Source organism: Vibrio sp. 10N.286.48.C11, from assembly GCF_041469805.1.
GTDB lineage: Bacteria > Pseudomonadota > Gammaproteobacteria > Enterobacterales > Vibrionaceae > Vibrio > Vibrio crassostreae_C.
Window position 1 is genome coordinate 1 of record NZ_JBFRLK010000090.1, and the last position, 8488, is coordinate 8488.

The following is an 8488-nucleotide window of genomic DNA, read 5'->3' on the forward strand; positions in this document are numbered from 1 at the left end:
GTGATTTCTGAGTCGTCTTCAACCGGCGTAACCCCAACATCAACCGTGATTGTATCTGTACCGCCCTGACCGTCATCAACCACTACAGTAAAGCTATCGCTGCCGTTATAGTTCTCGTCTGGGGTGTATGTCCAATTACCATTTTCGTCAACGACTACCGAGCCATTCGATGGCTCTGTGCCTTTGCTAAACGTTAATTGGTCGTTATCCGCGTCTGTTGCAGTGAGTGAGCCACTTACTGGAGCATCTTCATCCGTGGTGACTGAGACATCTTCACCGACAGGTAAGTCATTGACTGGAGTAACGCCGACATTGACGGTTATGGTGTCCGTGCCACCTTGGCCATCGGAGACAACAACCGTAAAGCTATCATCACCGTTGTAGTTTTCATTAGGTGTGTAGGTCCAGTCACCGTTTTCATCGACAACAACAGTTCCGTTTGAGGGATCAGTGGCTTTGGTGAAAGACAGAGAGTCACCGTCTTCGTCTGAAGCTGAAAGGGTTCCGTTTACTGGAGTATCTTCATCGGTTGTAAATGAGAGAGTTTCGCCGACAGGAGAGTTATTATTATCAACAAAGGTAGGTTCGTTGTTAAAAGATCGAAAAGCATCGAGAAGGCTCAGGCTTTGAGTACGAGACATGCCTAGCGCTTCAAACCCCGTAGTGATGAACTCAGTACCAGGGATTGTTTCTTCGCCATCACGCTCAATAGTTCCGCTAGTCCCTAAACTCGAGCCATTTTGACCGGCAGCTGTCGCAAACTCTTCACCGAGTTCAGCGGGGTCTTGGCCTTCTTCTAATGCAGCAAAAATATCAGCGATATCTTGGTCAAGTTCGACCTCCCCAGCTTCGGGTGAAAAACGCTTCGCTGATACTTCCGGAGTATTAGGGGCATTTAGGGATTCAAGAATGACATCCCCCGATTGCAATGGCTGGCCGTCTTCTAGGACTTTAATTGTACCATCTACCGAAATAACAATGCGCTGGCCAAGTGCTAATGCACCGCTCACATTCAATACTGTCATGTCCATATAAACCCCTAAAACCCATTTTCAATCAAAACGTCAAAATAGTGACATTGTATTTATAATATTAGACAAAATATAACACCTAACACCATATAATTCATAGTTATGAATGCATATTTTAACAAGGTCATATACACCATGATGACAACGGTCACACACATCAATATCGAAAGCGCTCTCAAATTCCACATAAGTTATTGTGCTAAAGAAAAATAATTGACATATTAATAGGGTTCAAAGTGCATCAAAACATCACAATACGCACAGCGATCGGTTAACAACTTTACAACTATTTACGAGCGCCAATTGTAGCGATCGTGAATTTTTTGGCGGTTCATCTGAATTTTGTATATTATCGTGCAAAATTAAGACTCAGGTGTGATTCATTTTGGAGAGATGCAAATTGAACAGGATTCAAACGACGACCATAGGGCTAGCTTTAGCACTGACCTTTCCAGCTACAGCACAAACCTTAGAGCAAGCTGTCGCTTCTACGTTGGAAAGCAACCCTGAAATCAAAAGTGCTTATAACGAATATATCAGTAAGCGTTATCTTAACGACGCTTCTGGTGGTGCTTATCGACCAAGTATAGACTTAGATGGTGGGATTGGTTATGAACATACTGATCTTGTAACCAATCAAGACACCACCGACCTGACTAGAAAAGAAGCAACGATCACCTTGACCCAGTTAATATGGGATGGTGCTAATACATCCAACGATATCGACCGTACTGCCGCTGATGCAGAGTCTGTGCGCTATCAACTACTATCTAACGCGCAAGATATCGCTTTAGAAGTCACAAAGGTTTATCTTGATGCAGTGAAAGCCTACGAAGTGCTTTCTCTGTCTGAAAACAACCTAGCGACGCACAAAGAGATATATAACGACATTCGTAAGCGCGTGGAATCAGGTATTGGTTCAACCGCAGATATGTCACAAGTTGAAGCTCGTATTGCGAAAGCGCACGGGAATTTGCTAGCTGCTCAAAACAACCTTTTTGATACACACACACAGTTTAAAAGACTTGTTGGTCAATCTCCGTTAGGGTTAACTTTCCCTCGCGCAGATGCGGGCGCGATTCCTTATACGGTTGATGGTGCGTTGGCAAAAGCGTTTAACCAGCATCCAGTCATCAAGATTGCGCAAGCCGATGTTGACTCAGCCAAATTCCAATACAAACAATCCAAAAGCACCAACTACCCGACTGTTTCTTTTGAAGCTGCCCAAACTTGGCGTGATGATGCCGGTGGCACTCCTGGAAGCAGTGACGAGTTTTCTGCGATGGTTCGTTTAAGATACAACCTTTACAATGGTGGTTCGGATCAAGATCGTGCAGAGAGTGCAGCTTACCAACTCAACAAAGCCAAAGACCTTCGCGAAAGCACTTATCGCAATGTTGAGGAGAGTCTGCGTCTTTCATGGAGCGCACTTGATTTAACGGTTCAGCAAAAAGAGTTTCTATCTGACCACGTAGACTCGGCATCAGACACGGTTATCTCATATGAGAAACAATACCGCATCGGTAAACGTACTCTTCTCGACTTGCTTAACACCGAGAATGAATTATTCGAAGCTCGTAAAGGCTATTTAGATGCTAAGTATGACGAGCAATACGCAAAATATCGCGTAATGAACGCAACTGGTAACCTACTCATCGGTTTACGAGTTGAGATCCCAGAAGAATGGAATGAAAAGGTGGAATATTAATGAAGCTTACCAACACAGTATTATCGCTTTGCTTCATGGTTGTATCTGCCAATGCTTTAGCTGAAAACAGCGAGGACGAATTCGAATATCGATCTCTTCCGCCTGTTACTCAAATTTACGATCTTCAAGATGATGATAATGACGGTGTAATCAACGCGAGAGATTTATGTCCCGATACGCAAATTGGTGCTGAGATCGATAACGACGGTTGTGGATCATATTTCGAGTCATCGGAAAAGAAAGAGCTGCATATACTCTTCGCTAATAATTCCACGGAAATAAACCCTGTCTTTCTAGGGCAGATACGCCAAATGGCTGCGTTTTTGAAGCGCTACGAGAGCACAAGCATTGAATTGCAAGGTTATGCCAGTAAAGTAGGTAATGCGGCACACAACCTAAAGCTTTCGAAAGAACGTGCATCGCATGTAAGGCGTGCGCTTATCAGCAACGGTATTCAGCCATCTAGAGTCAACATCGTCGGTCATGGCGATTCTGAATTCAGCAGCGATGACACTCAAATCAATCACGCACTGCATCGAAAAGTTGTTGCTTCCGTTGTTGGGTTTAAGGGTAATATCAAAGAAGAATGGCACATCTTCACCAAAATCAAAAAGTAGGTGTTACTCTGCTTTTTCCATACTGAAACGTTATCTTAAGTTAACGTTTCAGTATGGTGATAATTCCTTGAATAGCATATACCTAAGCCGTCTATAATGTTAATCTTGCCACGTTATCAACATAGAGAATTAATCCATGAGCAAACTAACAGCTGATACTCAAGCAAATCTAGAACTTTTCGTTTCTGAAACACAAGAAACTAAACTGGTATGGGGCCTTCGCAACGAAGAAGGTTGGCTAGCATGTGACTCAAGTGAATTCGAAAACAGCGAAGTGATGCCATTCTGGTCTTCAAAAGAAGATGCTCAAACTCACAACGTTGAAGAGTGGGCTGACTTCGAAGTATTAGAAATTCCACTAGATATCTTTGTAGAAGATTGGTTACTGACTCTTGCTGAAGACGGCGTTCTTGTTGGTACTAACTGGAATGCAACATTAGAAGGCAAAGAGCTTGAGCCTTCTGACCTAGCGAAATTATACATCTAATTTCCGATATCGGTCGCGCGAATCGTGCGACCGATATACCTCTGATTAGTATCAACAAATTAGAGACCTACCTCGCATAACCTCGTAGCTGTACCTTTCAAAATTTGAAGCAACATCAAACTAATAATAGAATATCGTTCTTTATCTGATTGATCGTCTCTTGTGAATCACTTCGTTTTTGTTACCTTTCTACTACTCATTAGCTTTTGTTCTTATAGCCAAGTATCAACGTCAGATCGTGACCACTATTCACCAGTCTATACCTCCAATTTAAGCTCTACTCCAAATGCTGATTGGAACGCACTTTATCTCTCTACTTTAAACCACTCTCCTGAGCGCGCATTAAACATGCTGCAAACACGCTACATCGGGTCAACGGATTACGGAGATAAGCTTTACCTTGCGTCTCTTCTGTATCAATACATGAGCCACCGAGATCAGCCGTTCTACGGAATCGCTTCAAACGACAATGACTACCAAGCGATAGAAACAGCGTTTATTTCTGCTCTGAGGAAAGACGGCAAAGGCCAATATGAACAAGCACAACAAGGCTTTCTAACACTTTTGGCGAAAATGCAATCTCGCAGTGATTTAACTGGTAAAGCCTTACTAAAGTACCAGCTATGCCGATCGCTTAACGAGCAAGCTAAATACCATCAAGCGAACTATTACTGCTCTGCCCTTCAGTCAGATTTACATGACATCGCTGACCCTGTATTACCAAAATTCGGGACTTATCGAGTCATCGCGAACAATCATCATTTCCGCAGTGACTATCAAGCTGCACTAGACACCTACCTATCACTAATAAACGTGTTTCCACAAGGGCATGATATTTCAGGGGTTTACAACGATGTGGGTAACTTGCTCAAAGAATTAAAGCAATATGAAAAATCGGCGGAGTATCTAGAGCAAGCTCTCATTCTCAGAGTAAACGCTTCAGATTTAATGAAAGCACAAGTGCATCACAGCCTTGCGGATCTCTACCTTAACCAAGAGCAAAGTGAACTAGCAATTCATCACTTTCAGACAGCAAGAACACTGTTGAGCTCATCGTCACATAGCTACGGTATCGCACTAACAAATCTTGGCTTAGGAAAAGCGTACACTCAAACGAAAAACTATGATGTGGCGAGAGCCTACCTAATCGAGTCTCTTTCAGCTTCGAGCGAACTGAGCAATGATGTTATTCGCATCAATGCTTACTTGGCGATCAGCGATATGTTCGAAGAACAGAAACTGCCAACTGAAGCGCTCAACTATGCTCAACAAGCGCTAGAATTAGCAGAACAGGTCACAAGGCACAAATACATCGCGCAGTCACTTCTTCAGCTTTCTGATATTCATCAATCACTCAGCGATTACCAACAAGCTTTCTATTTCTACCAGCGATACTCGTCAATACAAATGGAAGCTAGAGATATCGACAATCGACTCGCACTCGAAGCGCTCGGCCTGACGCACGCCAAATATGAACAAGAACTAGAAAGCTCTTTCCTGACACATCAGACGAAACTCGACCGCGTTCAAATTGAAAAAATGGAACATCAAAGATGGATGTACAACATCGTTGTTATTCTGTTGCTTTGCGCTGCAAGCTTCACGGTATTGATAAACAAAACGGTTCGCGCAAAAGCAGCAATTGATGGCTTAACGAAAGCATATAGCCGAACTGAGATAATTCGAAGAATCAAAAGAGTGAAACGCTGTAAAGGGACGGACAAACAGCATGTGCTCGTGCTGCTCGATCTAGATAAGTTTAAGAAGATTAATGATGAGCATGGGCACCCTACTGGTGATCGGGCACTGGTCCATATTAGTGATCAAATTAGAAAACACTTAGTGAATGGTGAATTGTTTGGTCGCTTAGGGGGTGAAGAATTTGTCATCATGTTAACCGATACCCCACCAGCAGAGGTACGAGAACGCGTTGAAGAGTTGCACTACGCCATTTCAAGCACTGTCTTTTTATCAGAAAGCAAAAAGTCACTTAATGTGACCGCGAGTTTTGCTTATCTAGCAACCTCAAACGCATTAAGTGACTTTGATGACTTGTATTCAGTGCTCGACCAAGCACTCTATCAAGCCAAAAGCAACGGCCGAAACTGCATTATTGATGCATATAACGAACCGATTGATTTACCTGAAATTATTTATTCTCAGCCTGTTTGCGAACCAACTCAGCCATGATGCTTTCGCGATCACCGAGGTAATCGTTAAGGCCAACTTTACGCAGTTCACATGCCGGACAATCGCCACAGCCATCACCAACAATGCCGTTGTAACAAGTCAGTGTTTTGTTTCTAACAAGTTCAAGTGCTGAGTACTGGTCTGCTAGCGCCCATGTCTCAGCCTTGTTTAACCACATTAGCGGTGTTTTGATATCAAGCTGCTTGTCCATACCTTGTACAAGTGCAGAGTTCATCGCCTTCACAAAGTCATTACGACAATCAGGGTAACCAGAAAAGTCTGTTTCACACACACCTGTAATCACGGTTTCAGCACCGATTTGGTAAGCGTAAATACCCGCTAGAGTCAGAAATAGAATATTACGACCAGGAACGAATGAATTCGGCAGCCCATTCTCTTGCAGCTCATGAGACACAGGAATATCGTCACGAGTCAAAGAGCTGATAGCCAGTTCATTCAACAGAGTCACATCCATCACTTTGTGCGCTTTCACACCAAGCTCTTTCGACAATGACTCAGCAACTTCAATCTCGAGTCTATGGCGCTGACCATAATCAAACGTAATCGCATGAACTTCATCATACTCTTTTAATGCTTGAACAAGACACGTTGTTGAGTCTTGACCACCACTGAATACTACCACTGCTTTTTTCATCTTAAATCCTTACGAGAACCTTCTACTAGCGACTTATCTTGCCCAGTAAAAATACAACCTATGCGATGCTCAAATATTTGTGAGTTTGTATTGATAAGCGCCAATTGCGCTCAATGCAGGTATCAATACAAAGCTGAGTAGCGCGGTCTTTTTGGCTGATTGGTTGCAGAGCGATAACAGTGTCGTTAGGAACTGCTGCTCGCTCCAATAAACCGTCAAGTTGTTCGATGTCTTTGCTTGTACCTACTGGATGCTTAATTTCGTTAGCACGTTGCAAGGCGCTATCTAAGATTTCCAGTTTCGCTTTCATCGCCACTTTCGGTGACACCGTAACCCAAGTGTCCGGTGTGGCTTTAACTTCTGATGTTCCGCTAGTCTCAATCTGACAGCGACAACCGTGCTGCTCAAACGCTTCAGTAAGAGGAACAAGATCATAAATGCATGGCTCACCACCAGTAATCACAATGTGCTTAGCAGTGTAACCTTGCTTGATATATTCATTCACGATTCCTTGAGCATCGATTGCTGACCAAGTAGGTGAATCTTCTGTCTTAACCATAATATCGCCAAGGCTGGTTTCCTCTTCTGGCAACGCTTCCCAGGTCTGCTTGGTATCACACCAAGAACAGCCCACTGGGCAAATTTGCAGACGAACAAAAACAGCGGGAACGCCAGTAAACACGCCCTCACCCTGAATGGTTTCAAACATTTCATTAATCTTGTACAACTTTCCCTCAGCTCAATCATTTGATGAAATTAATCAACCGCAGACCTTAAAGCACTTCCCCCTTTTGGTCAAACAAATGAGTACTGATAAATGAGTTGATCAAAGCCCTAGCCTGAACTTTCAAGTTCCCTTATCCTTTCGCCCATAGATTTCGTTAGCTTTTAATTTTTTAGTAAGGAACAACATGTACAAACTGATTGCTCTTGATATGGATGGCACACTACTCAACAGTGAAAAAGTGATTTCTCAAGAGAACAAAGACGCAATCGCCAAAGCACGAGCTGCAGGTGTGAAAGTGGTTCTCGCTTCTGGTCGCCCTTTAGAAGGCATGCAAAGCAAATTAGATGAGCTTTCGATTGACGGCGAGGATGACTTTGTACTCTTCTATAACGGCTCTATGGTTCAGAACGTATCAACAAAAGAGATCATTCACAGTGAGATCAGCAACGGTAAAGCCGCAAAAGAGATTGCTGCCCTCGCTGAACAGCTTGGTGGTTATGTCCATGCTTTCAGCAAGATCCACGGCTTAATCACACCTGAGAACAATGAGTACACTGGTATTGAAGCGCGTATTAATGGCTTAGATATAACCGAGTTCGACTTTTCTCAACTAGAAGATGACCACGAAATCATCAAAACTATGATTGTCGCTGAACCAAGCAAGCTGACTGAAATCATCGGTAAGTTGCCACAAGAGCTTAAGACTCAGTTTACTATCGTACAAAGTGCACCATTCTTCTTAGAGTTCCTAAACCCGAAATCAAACAAGGGTGTCGGTATTGAAGCGATAGCGAAACACTTAGGCATTAAAGCGGAAGAAGTCATCTGCATGGGTGATGCTGAAAACGATCACCATATGCTTGAATACGCAGGCCTTGGCATTGCAATGGAAAACGCAATGGAAGAAACCAAGAAACTGGCGGATCACATCACAGCTAGCAACGACGACCATGGTGTAGCGGTCGCGATTGAGAAGTTTATCTTCAACTCATAAACGCTCAACAGGTTCTAATAAGAATTACTTTTTGCTTGTTTCAGAATCGAGTAGGAGGGGGCCTCACGGCCTCCGTCCT

General features: G+C 43.3%; 8 protein-coding genes. 5 read left to right on the forward strand and 3 right to left on the reverse strand.

The genetic code is table 11. The features are described 5' to 3' along the window. Positions 1–1031 (reverse strand): Ig-like domain-containing protein (locus tag AB4209_RS19665; protein ID WP_123056715.1); only part of this gene is annotated, 1031 nt, incomplete at its 3' end. A 442-nt stretch (positions 1032–1473) separates the two neighbouring features. On the opposite strand from AB4209_RS19665, the gene AB4209_RS19670 reads away from it, so the two are divergent. The 4 genes from AB4209_RS19670 (at position 1474) to AB4209_RS19685 (ending at position 6033) form a co-directional block, all read left to right on the forward strand. After that, positions 1474–2739 carry a TolC family outer membrane protein gene (locus AB4209_RS19670; protein ID WP_102394665.1) on the forward strand — a complete coding sequence of 422 codons (1266 nt, stop codon included), beginning with the start codon at positions 1474–1476 and terminating at the stop codon, positions 2737–2739. Then, positions 2739–3356, forward strand: a complete 618-nt coding sequence (locus AB4209_RS19675) for an OmpA family protein (RefSeq protein WP_102394663.1) — start codon at positions 2739–2741, stop codon at positions 3354–3356. Before AB4209_RS19670 ends, AB4209_RS19675 begins: the two co-directional genes overlap by 1 nt. A 136-nt stretch (positions 3357–3492) precedes the next feature. After that, entirely contained in the window at positions 3493–3843 is a 351-nt protein-coding gene (locus AB4209_RS19680) for a DUF2750 domain-containing protein (RefSeq protein WP_017062305.1), read from the forward strand. Between the two features lie 162 nt (positions 3844–4005). Continuing rightward, positions 4006–6033, forward strand: a complete 2028-nt coding sequence (locus tag AB4209_RS19685) for a diguanylate cyclase (RefSeq protein WP_102397896.1) — start codon at positions 4006–4008, stop codon at positions 6031–6033. On the opposite strand, the gene queC is transcribed toward AB4209_RS19685, so the two are convergent. Together queC and queE are read right to left on the reverse strand one after the other, a co-directional pair. Further along, positions 5993–6688: a 7-cyano-7-deazaguanine synthase QueC gene (gene queC, locus AB4209_RS19690; protein WP_017063822.1), complete on the reverse strand. Its 696-nt coding sequence runs from the start codon at positions 6686–6688 to the stop codon at positions 5993–5995. The two genes, AB4209_RS19685 and queC, sit on opposite strands and share 41 nt — an antisense overlap. Before the next feature lie 58 nt (positions 6689–6746). After that, complete coding sequence (gene queE / locus AB4209_RS19695) at positions 6747–7415, reverse strand: 7-carboxy-7-deazaguanine synthase QueE (protein WP_346762947.1); 669 nt, start codon at positions 7413–7415, stop codon at positions 6747–6749. Between the two features lie 184 nt (positions 7416–7599). Between queE and AB4209_RS19700 the strand changes: the two genes are divergently transcribed. Next, positions 7600–8409 carry a Cof-type HAD-IIB family hydrolase gene (locus AB4209_RS19700; RefSeq protein WP_048615105.1) on the forward strand — a complete coding sequence of 270 codons (810 nt, stop codon included), beginning with the start codon at positions 7600–7602 and terminating at the stop codon, positions 8407–8409. Positions 8410–8488 lie beyond the last annotated feature (79 nt).

Bases quoted from the DNA above. Each gene is read 5' to 3' on its own strand.
- AB4209_RS19675 (WP_102394663.1), top strand. From the start codon at position 2,739: ATGAAGCTTACCAACACAGTATTATCGCTTTGCTTCATGGTTGTATCT.
- AB4209_RS19680 (WP_017062305.1), top strand. From the start codon at position 3,493: ATGAGCAAACTAACAGCTGATACTCAAGCAAATCTAGAACTTTTCGTT.
- queC (WP_017063822.1), bottom strand. From the start codon at position 6,688: ATGAAAAAAGCAGTGGTAGTATTCAGTGGTGGTCAAGACTCAACAACG.
- AB4209_RS19700 (WP_048615105.1), top strand. From the start codon at position 7,600: ATGTACAAACTGATTGCTCTTGATATGGATGGCACACTACTCAACAGT.